The organism is Chloroflexus aurantiacus J-10-fl (genome assembly GCF_000018865.1).
GTDB lineage: Bacteria > Chloroflexota > Chloroflexia > Chloroflexales > Chloroflexaceae > Chloroflexus > Chloroflexus aurantiacus.
This window is the reverse complement of record NC_010175.1, coordinates 2328222-2346773: the sequence shown is the minus strand read 5'-3', so window position 1 is coordinate 2346773 and position 18552 is coordinate 2328222. Positions and strand designations below refer to the sequence as shown.

Sequence of the window (18552 nt, the reverse complement as noted above, 5' to 3'; positions counted from 1 at the left end):
TATGCCGGCGCGGATAAGACCGGCTGCGGTCAGCCTGCGTGGCTGCCAGTTGGCGAGAGAGGTTCTACTCAGGAAATTGCCTCTACCCCGGCGGCAAATTGCTGTTGATACAGATCGTAATACGCGCCGCGCAAGGCCAACAGCTCCTGATGCGAGCCGCGTTCGACGATCTGACCATTCTTGACCATCAGCACCAGATCGGCATTACGGATTGTGCTCAGGCGATGAGCAATCACAAAGCTGGTTCGTTCCGCCAGCATCTGATCAAACGCGCGCTGAATGATCCGCTCGGTGCGGGTGTCAACGCTACTGGTCGCTTCATCGAGGATCAAAATGCGGGGATTGGCCAACGCTGCGCGCGCAATCGCGATCAGTTGCCGTTGCCCCTGACTAAGGCCGGTACCTCGCTCGCCGAGGATCGTCTGGTAGCCGTCGGGTAACCGCTCGATGAACTCTTGCGCGCCGACCAGTTGAGCCGCAGCGATGACCTCGTCATCGGTGGCAGACAGGCGTCCATAACGGATATTGTTCATCACCGTATCGGCAAACAGGAAGGTGTCTTGCAGCACAATGCCGATCTGCGAACGCAGGCTGGCGGCGGTCACCGCACGTACATCGTGACCGTCAATTGTCACCTGCCCGGCGCTGACATCGTAAAAACGCGGGATGAGATTGACCAGCGTGGTCTTGCCGGCACCGGTCGGGCCGACGATAGCGATGGTTTGTCCCGGTTCAGCGATAAAACTTACATCACGCAGTACCGGCTCACCCGGTTTATATTCGGCCCAGACGTGATCGAAGACGACCCGACCCTGGATCGGCGGTAGCGGATACGCATTCGGTGCATCAACCAGATCGGGTTGCACATCAAGCAGCCCGAAGATGCGTTCACCACCGGCAATCGCGTTCTGGACATTTGTCCAGAGAGAAGCAATTTGCTGAATGGGCTGATTGAAGCGTTGCACGTATTGAATGAAGGCAAAGATCGTTCCCAGTGAAATGATCCCGGTACCGAAGAGGGGCACATTGCGCAGCGCACTCAGCGCACCGACAACCACAACGATGGCGATGGCCACATATCCCAGGGCTTCCAGCACCGGGTTCAGGGCACTGGTGAAACTGGCTGCTCGAATATTTGCATCGCGGTTGGCGGCATTGGTCCGCTCAAACTGGGCAATGCTCTCTGCCTCACGGTTGAAGGCCTGTACTTCGCGAGCGCCGGCAATACTCTCTTGCAAACCGGCGTTCACATTGCCCATTTGTTGCCGACTGGCGCGAAACGCTCGCCGGGCCTGGGTGGAAAAATAGAAGGTCGCCAACACCATAAATGGCACCACACTCAGGCTGATCAGCGCATACGGCAGATTGCTTAGAACCATTGCATTGATGGTCAAACCAATCTGCAAGAAGCCGCTGACAACGCTCAGCAAGGCAAAACTCAGGGCCTGCTGAATCGTATCGGTGTCACTGGTGATCCGGCTCATCACATTACCGGCTTCGTTACGAGCAAAATAACCCAGCGAGAGCCGATGAATGTGCGCGAAAACATCCTCTCGTATCTGCCGGAGTGCTCGCTGCCCAACCCAGTTCATACTGAAGAAGGCCAGGCCCTGGAGAAAAGCACCACCGACAAACACAACCAGCAACCAACCGACCAGGCCGGTCAGCCCGCTCAGACGGTCGGCATTCGTTGCTGCGGCATCGACCGTGGTGTACCAGCAGGCATCGGCCCGCGGGAAGAGGTAGCAGTCAACCGCCTGACCGATCAGTTCAGGAGCAGTGACCTGCAACTGGGCACTGGCGGTGATCAAGACGAAGGTGAGCACCACGACCGGCCAGTAGGGGCGAAAGTAGGGCCAGAAGCGGGCAATCGTCGCCAGTACATTCTTCGGCTTCTGGACATCAGTGTTCAGCATGCGGCCTTGGCCGCCCAGTCCTCCCATCATCGTCCTGTCACTCCTTCTTCACCCTGACCATTCGTAGAGGGTAGCGGGGCGTCTTCAATCAGTTGCGAAGCGTAGATTTCGGCGTAGATTGGGCTTTGTTCAAGCAATTCGGCGTGCGTACCGCTGGCCACCAGTCGCCCTTTGTCGAGGACGAGGATCAGATCGGCGTTGCGCACGGTGCTAATTCGTTGGGCAATCACGAAACTGGTACGGCCACGCATCAGACGGTCGAGCGCCCGCTGAATCAGTGCTTCGGTTGCCACATCAACATTGCTGGTGCTATCGTCGAGAATGAGCAGCCGTGGGTCGAGCAAGAGCGCACGGGCAATCGCAATCCGCTGTTTCTGCCCACCGGAAAGCGTCATCCCCCGTTCACCCACCCGCGTGTTGTAGCCATCAGGAAAACTCATAATGAAATCGTGTGCAGCCGCGGCCTTAGCTGCGGCAATGATCTCGTCATCACTGGCATCAGGGCGGCCAAAGGCAATATTCTCGCGGATCGTTCCGCTAAACAGATTGCTCTCTTGCAACACAATCCCGATCTGGCTGCGCAGACTGTCGATAGTGACGTCGCGCACGTCATAGCCATCGATGAGCACAGCCCCCTCGCTGACATCGTAGAAACGCGGGATGAGATTGATGATCGACGTTTTGCCACTGCCGGTTGCGCCGAGCAGAGCAACCGTTTGTCCCGGCTCGACCACAAAACTGACATCTTGCAACACGGGAGCGCTGCTGTTGAAGTAACGGAAAGTGACATGGCGAAACTCTACCCGCCCCTGCAACGGTGGCAGCACGATAGCGTCTGGTCGTTCGACAATCTCACTCTGCGCATCGAGCACTTCAAAGATGCGCCCGGCTGAGGCGCCGGCCTGGGCCAGCAATGCGATAATGAAACCGAGCTGACCGAGTGGGAAGAAGACATACACCAGATAGAGACTAAACTTCTGATATTCACCGAGTTCCAGCGTTCCGTTTAGAATTTGTTGACCACCAAAATAGAGAATGGCGGCCTGGCCTAATTGGGCAATTAAAAATATCACCGGGAAGAGGAAGGCAAAAATCCGGTTCACCCGAATTTGCTGCTCCATCAGCGCAGTAGCCGCCTGATCAAACCGTTGTTCTTCATACGGCTCGCGGGCAAATGCCTTCACGACCTTAATCCCGGCGATATTTTCTTGCAAAATCGTGTTGAGACGGGAAAGCCGATTTTGCACTTCCAGGAAGAGTGGCTGGCTGATGCGACCAAAGACAAAGAACACAGCAAGCGCAATTGGCAACAAAGGCAGAATAACCAGCGTTAATTGCCAGTTGGTAAAGGCCAGCACAATCAACGCCCCGATTAACAGTAGAAACGATTGGGCAGCCAGCACCAGACCCTGAGCCACGAATGTGCGCACCCGTTCAACATCATCGGTAGCACGTACCATTAATTGCCCGGTCTGATTGCGATCATAGAAACTAAACGACATGCGTTGAATCTTGCTGAAGATTGCATTGCGTAGATCGAAAGCCAGACCGTGCGAAGTCTGCTCTGCCATGAACGATTGTAAAAACGAGAAGACACCGCGCATGACGGCGAAGACCAGGATCAATAGCGCGGCATTAAGCACAATCCCTTCAGCATTTGCCGCATCACGCTGCAACGCTTCGATGGTCAGACCAAGCTGTGCCGCTGCCGCAGCCTGAAATGCCGCCGGCACTTCCGTCAAAATCCGGGTCGCGACAATACTGCGCGTGACCGCGTCGATCATATTTTGTACCAGTTGTGGTACGGCTAACTGAGCCAGGGTGGCCAACACCAGTGAACCGTAGGCGATCAGCACAGTGCGTCGCTGACGGCCAAGATAGCGAATGGCCCGTATCAACGCACCAGAAGCCGGGCGCTGAGCCGGTACGGAAGTCATTCCACGCTGAGCCTGCATACCTGTTTCTTTCCTGAACCTTTGCTAATCGAAACCGAAACCCGTTACGCCCGCATTGCCCGTTCAAGCAGATCGAGAAACACCTGTTGCTCGGTGTGGCTCAAACCGGACAGGAGATGTACCAGTTGACTCAACCGCTCGCGTTCGAGATCGCGATGAAGCTGCCGACCAGCCTCACTTAGCGAGAGCAGGATTACCCGGCTATCGTCGGGATGAGGACGGCGTTCAAGCAACCCATTCTGCAGCAAGCGACGTGTCAGGGCCGTCAGTGATGGCGGCTTGATATTCAGCGCTTCAGCCAGTTCGCGCATTGACAATTCCCGGTCAGGGGCCAGCAAACCGAGCAGGCGCAGGTGCGAGATCGATAACCCCCATTCATTGAGTTGATCGAACAGAGGGCTACGCGGCTGTCTCGCTCGCATGCAGTCGAGCAGGGTGAGCAAGCGTTGGGCGTTGGCGATAGTGGTTTGATCCATGAACATCAACCATTAGTTAGACGAACTAACAGTATGATAGCCGACAAATTATTGACTTGTCAAATGAAATGAGATATTTCTCATTATGCCAACTCGTAGCAAACATACCGCACGGTACAGTACGGCACATCAGCCGAAAACGCCCCCGGCCATCAGAGAGTGTTTGCTTGCCGCAATGCGTATATCCTGCGTCAAACTGGTATCATATCGAATCTGATGCAATAACAGTCGTTGCCCACTCGCTCCCGTTACCCTTACGTAGCGACTGTCAGTGTACCATCGTGATGCACACGCGCCGGATCGCCTGAGAGCGCGAGCCTCTGGCTCGCTCATCACCTGACACCGCCCAGTGCACGACCGTGGGTGCCATCCGGCACCGGTGGTTCCCGCCCTCGGCGGGCTATGCATTACCCATACCTCGCATACTGCATTGCCCGCGTGCCGGAGCGGGGCGGGGGCGTGATGACGGGTGTGCTCCCCAGCCGGGAGCTGGGAGCGCGCGCCGCCGGCGCACATGGTGCCGGTACCAGTGCTGGAAGGAGGAGCCAGGCGCAAGCTCCCGCCCCTGGCGGCAGTCACGGACGGCCAGGACAGATGATCGATCACAACGTCTAACCTATCAGGAAGCCCTGGATCAAACGTCTGCCCTCCCCTCTCCCACCCGGCTACGCATTACCCATACCTGGTGTTAACTACGTGCGTATCAGCGAGTATGATCGCCATAGGTGCTGTTGTGGGCGACTGGCCCGGTGGCAGTGCGCAGCTCCAGCCGTGCTATCACGTGCTGGATGGGTTGCCTTACACGCGCATCATGTGCGTGTCGCGCAGTTTGGCGTGCGGCAGCCATGCTGCCGCGCCAGCCGCGCTCACGATCCGGCGCGTGGCATACCGTTACCCATCCTGGTCACGGGGATGCTGGATGGGATCGTGCCGATCATCGCGTCCGTCAGGCATGCATGGGATCCCTGCGCGTAGAGGTATTGTTGAACCAGGTTCGTGCCTGCGCACCAGCGGCCACGGCCAACCCCTGACGGCGGCGGAGAGGATGCCTGCACGCAGGCTGGAAGCCCGCGCCACGGGGAGCGCTTGCAGCCTGATCTAACGCAGCGTGACATGTGGGTAATGCATAGCCCAGCGGGTGAGGGTGGGGGCGGGTCGCATACCCCTACCGGCAGCAGAAGTAGCGTATCACGCTTCCATCCCATCATCCTGACATTGCACCTGAGAGTGGATGCAGTGAATCGGTCAGGACTCCTGCACCAACAACAACGCACCGGCGGCTCACCGATGACACGCACGGCAGCGTTCCTGCATTGATCTGACAACCTGCATTATGAATGGTGGTAGTCACGATGTCATATCAGCTCATCACGGATGGTCAAGCCAGGCGTTTGCAAGGAACCACTATGCCCTGTGCCTGATCGAGAGCATGGCTGGTGCGGCAGGCCGTGCGCCCCTATCAATGCGTTGGTGATACGACACTGCTGTGCCAGATCACACCACCCTCGATACCAGACGCACAGAATATAGCACGCACCCTGTTTTTACTCTCCTCATCCCGGCTATAATGAACACTGATGCAATCACTGCGGATCGGCTTTGATGCCCGTTATATCGGCGACCATTTTCCCGGCATTGGTCGCTATATCACTGCCCTGCTACCGGAGCTGAGTTCTCTCAGTCGCCAACATCATCTGTTTGTGCTGGTAAATGCCGATCAAGCACTGCCACCGTTGAACGGCACGAGTGTCGAGCGGATTACTGTGCGGAGTACACCCTTTGCGCTCACCCAGCAGCTCGAACTACCGTTACTGGCAACCCGGTTACAGCTCGATGTACTCCATTCCCCTTACATCGTGAAGCCGTATCTCCTCCCCTGTCCTTCGGTTGTCACCATTTACGATGTCTTGCCTTTGCGCTACCCGACCACGCTTAGCCCACGCGGACGACGCTTCTACCGGCTGGCCTTGCGCCTTGCTGCGCGGAGTGCGCGCAGCCTGATCACTATTTCGACTGTTTCGCGCGACGATCTTGCGTTTCATCTGCGCATTCCTCGCGAACGGATTGTGGTCACACCGCTGGCTGCGGCGCCTTCGTTTACTCCCCAGCCGGTCGATGAGATCACCGATATGCGCTTGCGGTATGGGCTTCCCCGCCATTATGTGTTGTACGTCGGCTCAAACAAACCGCACAAGAACATTGACCGGCTGCTGCGAGCCTGGGAGCGCGTCATCCCCGAACTGCCGGCGTCGCTCACCGATACGGTACTGGTCATTGCCGGTAAGTTCGATCCGCGCTATCCACTACCTGCAACGATTGCGAACGAGCGCGGTTTGAGCGAGCGGGTGAAGATTCTTCCTGGGGTGAGTGACGATGACCTGCCGGCCCTGTACAGCGGTGCCTTACTGTTTGTATTTCCGTCATCGTATGAAGGATTTGGCCTGCCACCGCTAGAGGCCATGGCTTGCGGCACGCCGGTGGTCTGTGCGTATGCCGGCAGTTTACCGGAAGTCGTTGGAGAAGCGGCGCTCACCGTCGATCCGCACAACATGCACGAGATCGCCGAGGGCATCTTGCGCGTGTTGCGCTCGCCCGATCTGGCCCGCTTTCTGCGCGAGCGCGGGCAGCGTCAGGCGGCGCGCTTTTCGTGGCGAGCCACGGCCCAGGCCACGCTGGATGTGTACGAACACGTCGCGGCCAGATGACAGGCTCAAATGAAGGTGAGTCAGGATGGTATGCCGTGTGCGAACAGAGAGAAACACAAACTGGTGATGTACCCTGTTCGCACACGGCACCTTACCTTGCGACAACACAATGATGGGCTTGTAGCAAAGTCATCCCTGGCCCAACCAGCATCGGATCACGGTTCCGGCTGACTCAGCAGCGTGGCGCTAACCCACTCTTCAGTACCTGCGCTGACCCGTTGTGGGACACAGTCATCGGCGGTTGCGACGACGCGCAAGCGATACCAGCGATTGTTTTCACCGATGGTCTGTTCTTCCAGTAACTCAACGCGATCACCAACACAGACCTGACCGATGACAGTCTCGGCACTGACGCGAGGGGCACTGCGAATGTTGCCGCCATTGATGACTTGCGCCCGGCCAATGATCGGCGCTGATGTGGGCGCAGATGGCAGTGTAGCGGTGGGCGAAGGGGATGGAGTTTGCGTGGGAATAGCGCTCTGCATCGCTGCCTGTTGCGCTGTTGCACGAGCTTCGCGGGTTTGCGATGCAATCTGGGTCTGGCGGGCAATAATGCGGCTTGTTTCGATCTGATCAAGCACAAACGGTGCCGCTCCGATCAGTCCGAGAGTCAGGATGCCGGCGACCAGCGCAATCATCACGATACGCAGCGGCCCACGTCGCCGCCGCCGCCCTTCAAACAGCCGCTCCCAGTCACGTGGATCAGTTTTTGGTGGCACGGTTCTCCCTCTCTACAACCAGCGACACAGCACCGGCTGCCGTTCGCCGGTTGGCACAAAGCCAAACCAGCGGTAGAGCCGCTGGGCATGATGGTTGTACGCCTGTGTGTTGAGAGTGAGCAACCCGGCGCCGGCTTCAGCCGCATAGGTCACGAATTCTGCCAGCAACCGCACACCAATTCCACGGCCACGCAATGCCGGATCAACGGCAATTCGTACCAGGTGCATCAGTCGGCCACCAAAATGACTGGTTGCGTAACTGTACCCCACAACCTCACCATCGATCTCGGCCATCACAAAGAACGAGCCGTCGGCGATAGCCGGTGCCAGAATATCTTCATTCTTGACCCATTGCGGCTCGAAACAGCGCGTATCGAGTCGCAACACTTCGGCTAAATCAACGGCAAGGGCAGGGCGAACTTGCACATCGGGATTGCCGGTTGCCGGAATTTCCCAGCCCCGTTTCTCATAGACGACCACATCAGTTTGATGGTAGTAACCGGCAGCTTCGAGGAGCGGACGCAACCACTGATCGGTCTGCTCATCGCCGGCATAGTAGATGTGGGTGATAGACCGATCACGGGCGAGCTGTTCGATAGCAGGGGTTAATACCTTCAACGCCTCTTTCGGCGGTACACGTTCACTGATTGCCAGTGACCGCAACCAGACAACTCGATCAATCGGCTTGCTCAAGGTAGCCACGGCCAGCAGATCGTGATCGAGCTGAAGGACGACCGCTCGTCCCTCTTCGACGGCGGTATACAATTCGTTCCCGTTCGTCGCCAGAAAGCGGCGTCCAGCCTGCCGAAAGAGCAGGCTCACCGCCGTCACATCGGCTGGCTGGCCCGGACGAATCGTTGTTGCCTGGAGATCGACAGGTTTTCGAAATGGCCACATAGCTGTGTTACCATACTTACGGAGTCTGAGTTTGTATTGTACCAGAGAAGTCTTATGATTCGTCGCGTGCGTACCTATCTTGCCACCCAATGGCAACGGTTTTTCGGTTTGAATATCTCTCTCGTTACCCCAATGCTCTTCGTCGGCGGTCAGTTTAGTGCTCAACAATGGCCTGCTATTCATCAGCTCGGTGTGCGGGCAGTGCTCTCGCTACAAGCCGAGCGAGCTGATCCCTTTCGCGAGCCGCTGCCGGCGCGCAGTTTACGGTTACTGGTACCAGATTTCCATCCACCAACGATTGAACAGCTTGATGAAGGGGTGCATTTTATTGCTCAGGCGATTAGCGATGGCTTACCGGTGTTTGTCCATTGCCACGCCGGTGTCGGCAGAGCACCATTGATGACGGCGGCATATCTGATGGCCCATCATGGTATCGGTCATCGGGCGGCACTCGCCACCTTGCGCATGGCACGTCCCATTATTCGGCCTAACCGGCGTCAACTGCGTCAACTTCAGGCATACGAGCAAATACTGGCTCGTCGCCGACGATCCAGTCAGTTTACGCCGCCCGCTGACGATAGAGGCTACTGGCCGCCAGCTCCAGACACCCAGACACCGTGAAGAGATCAACAAAGGCCAGCAGGGAAAGGCGTGGCTGCGCACAAATGTAGACCGGTCGCCAGACGGGGGCAAATTTGGCCTTGAAGTGGTAGAGACCATTGGTATCGTAGACGGCACCCATCTGCCGCCCCACCAGCGTCACCAGGCGTTCCAGCGGTCGGAGACGGTGATCGAGATGGTGGAACGGCACTTCATTGAGGCTCAAGAAGTGAAACCCTTCAGCCTGTAACGTCTGTCCAGCCGTTGCAAAGAGCGCTTCCATCACACCGGCAGGAGCCTGCTGCCTGCGCAACATCAGTTCGGTCACCGCAGTTGTCGCCGAGGGCTGCGTGAGCAGCAACGCACCCTGCCAGATGCCATCGGCGTCAACAAAAACAAACAGACGAGTCTCAGGCTCAAAGATGGTGCGAAACAGGTAGCGCAGTTGCGGTCGCTGCCCGTAACGCGCTTCACGGGCCAGCCAGCGCAGATGAGCCACTGCCGATGGACTCCACGGCATCTCGACCACGTACCCATACCGACTCGCAGCACGAACCATCTTGCGTACTGAACGCCGTTGCAGGCTGTGGCCGCGCAGGTCAACCAGACCTTCAATCCCAACCCGGATACATTCCCAGTCGGCCATCGCCAGTTGACCGGCCAGACTGGCAGAACAACCCCGCAACAGCAGCCGTGTTCCCGGTAGATACTCGCGCTGGAGATGGTCAAGCGTGTAGTCGGGCGGTAGCGTTGCGTAGGCCAGCCAGGTGAAACCAGAAAATGGTAAGCGAATGGCCTGCCAGCGCGGTGACGGCAGGCAGGCCCGTGTCCAACTGAGCGGTAATTCATCAGCAAGGGTGGGGGTAAGTGGCATACGTATTCACAACCGGTTTAACGCCAACAGCCAGATCGGGTTCTGTTAGTAGTTTGCGCCCGGTTATGAGTCGCTGTCAAGGCGTTGCTTGCAGTGCGGCTTCGATGCGGGCCACCACCATATCAATCGCAATCGGATTTCGCCCCCCGCCGGGGAAGATCACATCCGCATACCGCTTGGTCGGTTCCACGAATTCAAGATGCATTGGACGCACTGTCGCCAGATACTGCTCGATCACCGACTCGACCGAACGACCGCGCTCGACAATATCACGACGCAACCGTCTGATAAAGCGCAGATCGGCGTCAGTATCAACAAACAACTTAATTTGCATCCGCCGCCGTAACACCGGCTCGTAGAAGATCAAAATCCCCTCGACCAGAATCACCGGACGAGGTTCGATCCGCTCGGTTTGCGGTAGACGCACGTAAGTTGCATAGTCGTAGGTCGGCAAATCTACCGATTGACCGGCACAAAGCGCATCGAGATGGGCAACCAGCAGATCGTTATCAAGCGCATCGGGATGATCGAAATTGAACTTTGCCCGTTCTTCAAGGGGCAGATGGCTCAAATCTTTGTAGTAGCGGTCGTGGTCGATGTGGGCAATCCGATCAGCACCGACTCGTTGCAAAATAGCCTGCGCAACGCTTGTCTTGCCGCTGGCGCTGCCACCGGCGACCCCGATAATGATTGGGTAGGTACTCATACGCCGTAGAACATCATTCAAACATAGAAGAAGGGGCGTTCCACCGGGCACGCCCCACGCCAGAACCTCAATAGGGAGATGTACGATACCAGAAACCGGCAGTATCTACCGCTCCCGTGATCGACATCATCCCGTACAGGTTGATCACGAGTTAACCATGATTGTCATCTTACACTGTCTGCGATTCTGATTTTGGTGGTTCACCCAGCAGCTTATTCGTCAGATACGTCGCCAGCCATGCTGCTGCCAGGCTCAGCACCAGACTCAGCAACCCGTGGACTAACTTTCGCCGCAACTCTTCTTCCGTCATGCGATTATTCCCTCCGTCGCATCAAAACAGTCACAAAGTACAGCAACTGCGCAATAGCCTGTGCTGCGGCAGCAACATACGTTAACGCCGCTGCATTCAACACCGCGTTCACGCCTTCGGCCTCTTGCACAGTGACCAGACCGGCCCGTTGCAACATCTCACGGGCACGAGCGCTGGCGTTAAACTCAACCGGCAGGGTAACCAGCGTAAAAGCTACCGCTGCACTGAACAGAATGACCCCAACAACGGCCAACTGGAAACCGAACCCCCGGCCTCCGGCAGCACTCAGCAGCATCCCGATAAAGAAGAGCCAGGTACCAAGCTGAGAACCGATGTTGGCAAAACCGACAATCCCGGAACGAACCCGCAACCAGGCATAGCCCTCTTTATCTTGTGCGGCGTGGCCCAACTCATGCGCGACAATGGCCATCGCTGCGACTGACGGCTGCAATGACCCTTGCGAAAGCCGGATGACTTTGCTGGAAGGATCGTAGTGATCGGTTAGCATACCGGGAATCGTCTCGACCCCGACATGATCCAGTCCTTCGTTACGCATCAACACCCGCGCCACATCAAACCCATTCAGGCGGCGCATATTGGCGACTTGCGACCATTTATTAAAGGCCGACTGAACCTGAAACTGTGCCCAAAGGGCAAAGAGCATCGCCGGCACGGCAAAGATCAGATAAGTTGGATCGAAAAAGAACGGCATAGACGACCTCCTCAGAGGGAATGTAATGTGTCTCAATGCTACGCACAGTATACCACTCTTGAATGACAACCGGATGTTGGTAGAATGTTGGATTTTTGCAAAATCTGCCGCAAAGGAACGGGTAACATAACCCAGATTGCCCTTTATCACCACAGAGGCACGGAGGACGCAGAGAATGGGCATAACCCAGGTTGCTACTGTAAGACGTGACATAGTGCGTCGATGGGAACTGGTTGCTGTCCACATCGTTCACACAGGTACGCTGCACGATGTTGTGCGCAACGTCGTGCTGTGCATCCTGGCAGTCAGCTTTACGCGGCCTGATCACAGCATAGATGGCAACTTGGGTTAAGACAACTTATCGCCCAGGCTGATGGCCTGGGCGACATACACTACACCACCGGACGGATTAGGCAGAAATAACGCGACAATCAACTATACCCCAGCTTATCCTCACCGGCCAGGATATGCCGAATCTGACCAACCAGCGCCGTGGCGCGTTCGTTGAGCCACTGCCGTAGCGCCGGGCCACTACGGGGAAGCAGGAGCGCAGCGACGCTTGCGCCCCCGGCGAAGCCTAACAGGAGACCGAAGAGAAACCGCCTTCCGCTGATCGGGTGCGGAACGAGGTCGGTGATCATTGCATCCAGTTCGTCCATAACCTGCCCATGCTACGGATAAATACCGCGGGTCGTGACGGCATCGGCCACGCGCTGCACGGCCAGCATATACGATGCCGTGCGCAGATCGACCTGTCGCTCGGCTGAGACCCGCAAGACCTGTTGCAACGCATTGGTCATCACTCGGCGCAACTGCGTGTTGACTTCCCGCTCGCTCCAGAAAAACTCTTGCAAACCCTGCACCCACTCGAAGTAGCTCACGGTGACACCACCGGCATTGGCGAGAATGTCTGGAATGACCAGGCATCCCCGATCATACAGGATCGCATCGGCAGCTTTGGTGGTGGGGCCATTGGCCGCTTCAGCGACGATCTGCGCTCTGATCCGACCGGCGTTTTGGGCTGTGATCACACCACTCAACGCTGCCGGCACTAATACATCGCATTCAACTTCCAGCAATTCTTCGTTGGTCAGTGAGTCGGCATTGACGGCACCAACCACACTGCCGGTATGCGCTTTGTGAGCCAGGATAGCCTCAATATCCAGTCCGTGCGGATTGTAGACTCCACCACGGCTGTCACTAAGGGCAATGACCTTCATCCCCAGCGCGACTGCTTCGCGGGCCACGGTTGAGCCAACATTGCCACACCCCTGTATCGCCAGCCGGATATCCGAGATATTCAGACCGAGATGGTGGGCCGCAGCCGTCAACACGTAGGTTAATCCGCGACCGGTAGCCTCGCGCCGCCCTTCCGAGCCGCCGATATTGATCGGCTTCCCGGTTACGACTGCCGGTACGGTATGGCCCTGGTGCATCGAGATGGTATCCATAATCCACGCCATCACCTGGGGGTTGGTACCGACATCGGGCGCCGGAATATCGCGCTCAGGGCCGATTACAACACTAATCTCGGTGGCAAAACGCCGGGTCAGGCGTTCGATTTCACCGACTGAAAGCTGTTTGGGATCAACAATCACCGCACCTTTCGCACCGCCGTATGGCAAACCGGCCAGCGCACACTTCCAGGTCATCAACATGGCCAGGGCGCGGGTCTCGTCAAGCGTGACATTGGGGTGGTAGCGAATGCCGCCTTTCGTTGGGCCACGGGCCAGATTGTGCTGGACACGAAAGCCCTGAAAGACCTCGATCCGTCCACTATCCCGCTTCACCGGAAAGTTGACGGTCAATTCGCGCTGCGGCACTCGTAAAATGCCGCGGAGACGTGCCGGAAGGTCGAGCAGTTCAGCCGCCTGATCAAAATGCTGCTGCACAATGTTCAGCAGATCAACGCTCTCAGAAGGCGCGGCGGCAGATCGTTCAATATCTGTCATCACCATGACCTTTACCCCTCAACGATGAGTAGAATCGGCCAACGCTGGCCGGTCGCGACAACGCCGGCGCGACAGCCCCTATTGTACCACGGTGCCATAGCTGATACGTTATAATTTTTATTCATCTTGTGGAATAAATTCGTTCACATTACTGACTGAATGCACAAAAGCGGCGATCAGGCGCACTGCGCACTCCACGTCGTGCAATGCAATCATCTCGTTCGGCGAATGCATATAGCGGTTGGGGATAGAGATGACGGCACTGGCAATACCTCCTCGCACATGATGGATCGCGTCGGCATCGGTACCGGTGTACCGTGGCGAGATTTGCACACTGTACGGGATCGCTTCGCGCTCGGCCAGCTCAACCAGCCGCCGAAAAACCCGACCACTGTTGGCTGAGCCGCGTGACAACACCGGGCCACCACCCAGTTTGACCACGTTCCACTGGCGCTGATCCGAGTCGGGGTGGTCGGTAGCAAAAGTGACATCTACCACCAGCGCAATCTGTGGATCGAAACTGAACGCCGCCGTCGTTGCTCCGCCAAAGGTGATCTCTTCCTGAGTTGTGGCAACAGCCGCCACGTGAGCGTTGGGCCGATTCTGGCTGAGTAGACGCAAGGCTTCCAGAACGGTAAAGGCACCGATCCGGTTGTCGATAGAGCGACTGACAATGCGCCCCCCCGGTAGCTCGTAGACCGGTGCGTCAATGACGCCAACATCGCCGACCTGAACCAGTTCACTGGCTTCGCTCTTGCTCGTCGCCCCAATATCAATCCACATCTGTTCGATTTTCGTGGCCTGATTGCGTTCGTCGGGCTTGAGCAGGTGAATCGGCTTCTTCCCGATCACCCCTATCACGTCACCGTTCTTGCCCAGCAAGCGCACACGCTGACCAACCAGAACCTGCGCATCCCAACCACCAATCGGGCTAAAGAACAGAAAGCCTTGATCGTCGATATGGCTGATCATCAAGCCAATCTCATCGATATGACCAGCCAGCAGAATCCGTGGCCCACTGCCTTCCAACACCGCAAAGCTGTTGCCTAGCACATCACTATAGACCTGATCGGCAAACGTGCGCGCTTCGGCCCGCCATACCCGCGCTGCCTGATCTTCGTCACCCGAAGGGCCAGGCGTAGCGAGCAGCCGTTTCAGAAAGGAGATTTGTGCAAGTTCCATACGTCCTTCTCGTAGATAAAACAGGGTTGCCTGTACCTGTGTCTAGTATAACGCATCATTAGTGTTATTGGTTTTTGACCCACAACCTGCGAATGCATCCTGTACTTTGCGTTCAAAATCGGTAAAATGCTTGACGCTATCTCAACGCAACCGGTATAATGAGCTTTGATATGTTATCAAACACAAATATTGTCAACGTGATGAACACATCAGAATTTGCCGATCTTGTTGCCGACGTTCTCAAGAGCCTGCCACCGGCTTTTGCCCGCCACCTGGACACCGTCGAGGTCGTGGTTGCTCCGCGTCCAAGTCGTGAACAGCGCCGGGCGCTCGGTTTACGCCCATGGCAGACCATCTACGGTCTCTACGAAGGGACGCCGCTGACTGAACAACATAGCGATGGTATCTTCTTGCCGGCAACCATCACCATCTTCCAGGAGCCTCTTGAACGCGATTTTCGCACCAGATCAGCCCTACGCGAACAGGTACGGCGCACGGTGTTGCATGAAATAGCTCATCACTTCGGCATCAGCGATGAACGTTTACGAGAGCTGGGTGCTTACTAGTCCAGGCATGATAGCAGGAGAGTGAGGCGAGCGTGCGAGCTGGCACGATCATTACTGGAACTATCTACATCAGTGCATTGGTCATTGCCGGTGTGCTCCTCTGGCAGACCCTGCAAATGTCGAGTACGTTGATCACGTTCTCGGCTACCGCTCCTTCACCGACGATTGCCCCAGAACCAACCGCGACCGCAGCCCCCTTGCTGGTTTTGCCAACGCCGATTCCTCCCACACCGGTACCAACTGCGGCTCCTCCCGAACCGGATATGGCCGGCTACCACCCAAAGAGCGGGCGTTATATCGCTGTCTGGTTACCGCCCAATTTTACCGGTGATGCCCGCGAGTCGTTCTTTGCGAATGTTGACATTATCGACGACATCAGCCCATTCTGGTACACCACCGATGCCAGTGGCCGTCTTTATGGACAACGCGATGACGAATTGGTGCGGATAGCGCACGAGAACAATGTGCGGATTATCCCCTCCATTCACAATGTTAATAATCCTGGTGCGGTGGTTCCGGTGCTGACCAATCCCCAACTGCGGGCGCGGCATATCCAGAATATTGTGGATGAGGTATTGGCCCGTGGGTACGATGGCATTGACATCGATTATGAGTCACTGGCACCATCACTACGCGATGACTATACCGCGTTTATCGTTGATCTGGCCGCAGCACTGCATGCCCACAACAAGCTGCTGACGGTAGCCGTCCACGCCAAGGATCGGGATGACGGTGGTTTAGGGGCATTTCAAGATTGGGCAGCCATTGGGCCACACGTCGATCAGTTGCGGATTATGACCTACGACTATCATTGGCGCGGTTCCGGCCCTGGCCCGGTAGCACCGGCCTACTGGATCGAAGCGGTCGCCAGTTATGCCCGTGAGGTTGTTGATCCGGCGAAAGTATTGATCGGCGTTCACTTCTACGGCTACGATTGGCCGCCGAACGGCAATGCCACTGCTCGTCCGTGGCGCGTGATTGAAGAGATTATCAACGAGTACCAGCCAACGGTCAGTTTTATCGAACGTAATGCCCGTGGTCGGGTGGGAGAGAGCACCTTTACCTATCGCACCAGTGCCGGTACCCGCACCGTCTGGTTTATGACCGATACCGGTCTGGCCGATAAGATTGCAACTGTACAGAAGCTCGATTTGGCCGGGATTGCCATCTGGCAATTGGGCTATGAACGGCCCGAATACTGGCAGACGGTACGAGCCAATCTTGTGCAAGACTCGACCCTGATCCAGCGAGCGCTCAACGAATTACTCCCTGATCATTGAGCGTATGCATTGCATAAGTGTTCTGATCAGACTATACTTGTGTGATTGAGACCAATTTCTGCGTTTACCTGGTGTAGATGTGCAATCTCGTTGCCCACGATAACCGATATGTTACAGTAACCCATAACATATCATGGCGGGCAGCGCTACATAACGAGATCGCAATGACAACCACTGTCAATGAATCTGGTGTTCGAGCCAATCCGGCTGAAGCGCGTGAATTAGTCGAACGCGGGATCGCCGCCGCACGCGGTGGTCAGCGCCGTGTTGCGGCGGGATTGCTGGCACGTGCTTTGAAGCTCGATCCGCGCGACGAACGGGCATGGCTGTGGCTGAGCGGTGTCGTTGATGATCCGGCCCAACGTGCGTTTTGCTTACAGGCCGTGTTGCGTATCAATCCACAAAACCCTCACGCCCGCCGTGGCCTGGCCTACCTCGAACGACAAGGAACGGTAAACGCACGTCCGATAGCCGATCTGAGTGTACCGGCGGCTGCACCGGAAACAACGACTGAAACGCCTGCTACGCCGGCAACATCGCCGGCGAAAGATACGGCACACCGCGACTGGTGGTTGCACTGGCGCTGGCAACATCGCGAAACATCACGGGTGCGGCTCGTGCTCTGGATTTTGCCGATTGTGTTGCTGTCAGTAGCAGTCTTCCTGCATCAAAGTGTGAGTATTGCCCGCGAGCAAGCGCTGGCAGCGCTGGCTGCCGAACAAGCGTCGGCTTTTACTGTGGAGTCACCATCAGTTGTAGCTGTTGCTACCCCTACGCCTATCCCGGCACTCGAAGCAGAGCCACTGGCAGTGGTTGAGAGTCTGACCGTCTCTTACCTCAGTGCAGTTGAGGCGATACGTGCCGATCTCCGCACAGCGACGATGACGTATCGTCAAGAGACCAGCCAGCCCGGCGGCGCCTCAGTTAACCACGTTGCAGCCACGCAACGGTTGCGATCAACGGTTGCGCAGGCGTTGGCCAATTTGGGAGAGCTACGTGTACCGGGTGTCCTGCTGCCGGCCCACGAAGACTACCGCCGTGGCCTTGAGCTGGAACTGGCCGGGCTGGATGCGATTCTGGAGTTTTACAGCACGTATGATGTCGCTCATGCCAATCGCGCTGCCCTGCGTTTTCAAGAGGCACGAGCGTTTATCGAACGAGCACAGGTCGGGTTCCAGGCCCAGCTTCAACTCTTAGGCGAAGAGAGTTTGATAAGCGCGTACACCATTCGGTAGGCAAATCCCCAACGCCACATATGGCGCGTGGTCGGGTCGATGCCTGCACGATCTGTACCACCGGTTAGGCGAAAGCAATGCTGTTGGCTTTCCCAAATCGGCAGGATGGCTCGATAGGACTCTCGTTAGCCCATAACGTCGGCGTGGTGTAGAACTATCTCAAGCTGTGCCGTCGTGCTCCCCGACTGTCGCACAGGCTCGTGAATGCTTGCCAATCAGCAACGACAGTATCTCCACCGGCATAGCAGCGAGGAGTGCTAACAACCATCTCCAGTGCCATCACGCGCTGGACTGGTTGCGTTGCACGCTTGCCATGGGCGTGTCGCCTCATTTGGAGTGCGGCAGTGTGGCTGCTGCCCCTGCCATAATTCGTGCCGGGCGCGTGTCACGCCGTTCACCGCTGGTACGGGGATGCTGTGTGTGATCGTCACGATCTTGTCGTCTGTCAGTAATGAATGAGATAACTT

At 56.8% G+C, this 18552-nt stretch carries 17 protein-coding genes; 5 read left to right on the top strand and 12 right to left on the bottom strand.

Annotated elements, in window-relative coordinates:
• Positions 1-68: 68 nt before the first annotated feature.
• The 3 genes from CAUR_RS08965 to CAUR_RS08955 are packed head-to-tail and all read right to left on the bottom strand — an operon-like array spanning position 69 to position 4347.
• Positions 69-1946, bottom strand: a complete 1878-nt coding sequence (locus CAUR_RS08965) for an ABC transporter ATP-binding protein (protein WP_012257581.1) — start codon at positions 1944-1946, stop codon at positions 69-71.
• Positions 1943-3871: an ABC transporter ATP-binding protein gene (locus CAUR_RS08960; RefSeq protein ID WP_012257580.1), complete on the bottom strand. Its 1929-nt coding sequence runs from the start codon at positions 3869-3871 to the stop codon at positions 1943-1945. Before CAUR_RS08960 ends, CAUR_RS08965 begins: the two co-directional genes overlap by 4 nt.
• 44 nt (positions 3872-3915) lie before the next feature.
• Positions 3916-4347, bottom strand: coding sequence for a MarR family winged helix-turn-helix transcriptional regulator (locus CAUR_RS08955; RefSeq protein WP_242605108.1), 432 nt, complete (start codon positions 4345-4347; stop codon positions 3916-3918).
• Positions 4348-5924: 1577 nt separating this feature from the next.
• Here CAUR_RS08955 and CAUR_RS08950 point away from each other — a divergent pair.
• The gene (locus tag CAUR_RS08950; protein WP_012257578.1) at positions 5925-7052 is read left to right on the top strand and encodes a glycosyltransferase family 4 protein; all 1128 of its coding nucleotides are present in this window, start codon (positions 5925-5927) and stop codon (positions 7050-7052) included.
• A gap of 155 nt (positions 7053-7207) precedes the next feature.
• On the opposite strand, the gene CAUR_RS08945 is transcribed toward CAUR_RS08950, so the two are convergent.
• Positions 7208-7771: an SH3 domain-containing protein gene (locus CAUR_RS08945; RefSeq protein WP_012257577.1), complete on the bottom strand. Its 564-nt coding sequence runs from the start codon at positions 7769-7771 to the stop codon at positions 7208-7210.
• 12 nt (positions 7772-7783) lie between these two features.
• Positions 7784-8668: a GNAT family N-acetyltransferase gene (locus CAUR_RS08940; RefSeq protein WP_012257576.1), complete on the bottom strand. Its 885-nt coding sequence runs from the start codon at positions 8666-8668 to the stop codon at positions 7784-7786.
• A gap of 54 nt (positions 8669-8722) precedes the next feature.
• Between CAUR_RS08940 and CAUR_RS08935 the strand changes: the two genes are divergently transcribed.
• Complete coding sequence (locus CAUR_RS08935) at positions 8723-9289, top strand: dual specificity protein phosphatase family protein (protein WP_012257575.1); 567 nt, start codon at positions 8723-8725, stop codon at positions 9287-9289.
• Here the strand turns inward: CAUR_RS08935 and CAUR_RS08930 are convergent.
• The 7 genes from CAUR_RS08930 to CAUR_RS08905 form a co-directional block, all read right to left on the bottom strand.
• Complete coding sequence (locus CAUR_RS08930) at positions 9228-10142, bottom strand: phosphatidylglycerol lysyltransferase domain-containing protein (RefSeq protein WP_012257574.1); 915 nt, start codon at positions 10140-10142, stop codon at positions 9228-9230. The two genes, CAUR_RS08935 and CAUR_RS08930, sit on opposite strands and share 62 nt — an antisense overlap.
• 76 nt (positions 10143-10218) lie before the next feature.
• Positions 10219-10848, bottom strand: coding sequence for a uridine kinase (gene udk / locus CAUR_RS08925; protein WP_012257573.1), 630 nt, complete (start codon positions 10846-10848; stop codon positions 10219-10221).
• A gap of 169 nt (positions 10849-11017) precedes the next feature.
• Positions 11018-11158 (bottom strand): hypothetical protein, encoded by a 141-nt coding sequence (locus tag CAUR_RS20860; RefSeq protein ID WP_012257572.1) that lies wholly within the window; start codon positions 11156-11158, stop codon positions 11018-11020.
• A 4-nt stretch (positions 11159-11162) separates the two neighbouring features.
• A complete protein-coding gene (locus tag CAUR_RS08920) occupies positions 11163-11870 on the bottom strand; it encodes a zinc metallopeptidase (RefSeq protein ID WP_012257571.1) in 708 nt (235 codons plus the stop codon).
• 431 nt (positions 11871-12301) lie between these two features.
• On the bottom strand, positions 12302-12529 hold the full coding sequence (locus CAUR_RS08915) for a hypothetical protein (RefSeq protein ID WP_012257570.1): 228 nt from the start codon (positions 12527-12529) through the stop codon (positions 12302-12304).
• A gap of 12 nt (positions 12530-12541) precedes the next feature.
• Positions 12542-13828 (bottom strand): Glu/Leu/Phe/Val family dehydrogenase, encoded by a 1287-nt coding sequence (locus CAUR_RS08910; protein ID WP_012257569.1) that lies wholly within the window; start codon positions 13826-13828, stop codon positions 12542-12544.
• Between the two features lie 111 nt (positions 13829-13939).
• The gene (locus CAUR_RS08905) at positions 13940-15004 is read right to left on the bottom strand and encodes a M42 family metallopeptidase (protein ID WP_012257568.1); all 1065 of its coding nucleotides are present in this window, start codon (positions 15002-15004) and stop codon (positions 13940-13942) included.
• 170 nt (positions 15005-15174) lie between these two features.
• On the opposite strand from CAUR_RS08905, the gene CAUR_RS08900 reads away from it, so the two are divergent.
• The 3 genes from CAUR_RS08900 to CAUR_RS08890 all read left to right on the top strand — a co-directional run bounded on the left by CAUR_RS08900 (position 15175) and on the right by CAUR_RS08890 (position 18085).
• The gene (locus CAUR_RS08900; RefSeq protein ID WP_015909105.1) at positions 15175-15570 is read left to right on the top strand and encodes a metallopeptidase family protein; all 396 of its coding nucleotides are present in this window, start codon (positions 15175-15177) and stop codon (positions 15568-15570) included.
• Positions 15571-15602: 32 nt separating this feature from the next.
• Positions 15603-16850, top strand: coding sequence for a glycosyl hydrolase family 18 protein (locus tag CAUR_RS08895; protein ID WP_012257566.1), 1248 nt, complete (start codon positions 15603-15605; stop codon positions 16848-16850).
• 164 nt (positions 16851-17014) lie between these two features.
• Entirely contained in the window at positions 17015-18085 is a 1071-nt protein-coding gene (locus tag CAUR_RS08890; RefSeq protein WP_012257565.1) for a tetratricopeptide repeat protein, read from the top strand.
• Positions 18086-18552 lie beyond the last annotated feature (467 nt).

Bases quoted from the DNA above. Each gene is read 5' to 3' on its own strand.
- CAUR_RS20860 (WP_012257572.1), bottom strand. From the start codon at position 11,158: ATGACGGAAGAAGAGTTGCGGCGAAAGTTAGTCCACGGGTTGCTGAGT.
- CAUR_RS08935 (WP_012257575.1), top strand. From the start codon at position 8,723: ATGATTCGTCGCGTGCGTACCTATCTTGCCACCCAATGGCAACGGTTT.
- CAUR_RS08920 (WP_012257571.1), bottom strand. From the start codon at position 11,870: ATGCCGTTCTTTTTCGATCCAACTTATCTGATCTTTGCCGTGCCGGCG.
- CAUR_RS08950 (WP_012257578.1), top strand. From the start codon at position 5,925: ATGCAATCACTGCGGATCGGCTTTGATGCCCGTTATATCGGCGACCAT.
- CAUR_RS08915 (WP_012257570.1), bottom strand. From the start codon at position 12,529: ATGGACGAACTGGATGCAATGATCACCGACCTCGTTCCGCACCCGATC.
- CAUR_RS08940 (WP_012257576.1), bottom strand. From the start codon at position 8,668: ATGTGGCCATTTCGAAAACCTGTCGATCTCCAGGCAACAACGATTCGT.
- CAUR_RS08900 (WP_015909105.1), top strand. From the start codon at position 15,175: ATGTTATCAAACACAAATATTGTCAACGTGATGAACACATCAGAATTT.
- CAUR_RS08910 (WP_012257569.1), bottom strand. From the start codon at position 13,828: ATGGTGATGACAGATATTGAACGATCTGCCGCCGCGCCTTCTGAGAGC.
- CAUR_RS08930 (WP_012257574.1), bottom strand. From the start codon at position 10,142: ATGCCACTTACCCCCACCCTTGCTGATGAATTACCGCTCAGTTGGACA.
- CAUR_RS08960 (WP_012257580.1), bottom strand. From the start codon at position 3,871: ATGCAGGCTCAGCGTGGAATGACTTCCGTACCGGCTCAGCGCCCGGCT.
- CAUR_RS08965 (WP_012257581.1), bottom strand. From the start codon at position 1,946: ATGATGGGAGGACTGGGCGGCCAAGGCCGCATGCTGAACACTGATGTC.
- CAUR_RS08955 (WP_242605108.1), bottom strand. From the start codon at position 4,347: ATGGATCAAACCACTATCGCCAACGCCCAACGCTTGCTCACCCTGCTC.
- udk (WP_012257573.1), bottom strand. From the start codon at position 10,848: ATGAGTACCTACCCAATCATTATCGGGGTCGCCGGTGGCAGCGCCAGC.
- CAUR_RS08890 (WP_012257565.1), top strand. From the start codon at position 17,015: ATGACAACCACTGTCAATGAATCTGGTGTTCGAGCCAATCCGGCTGAA.
- CAUR_RS08905 (WP_012257568.1), bottom strand. From the start codon at position 15,004: ATGGAACTTGCACAAATCTCCTTTCTGAAACGGCTGCTCGCTACGCCT.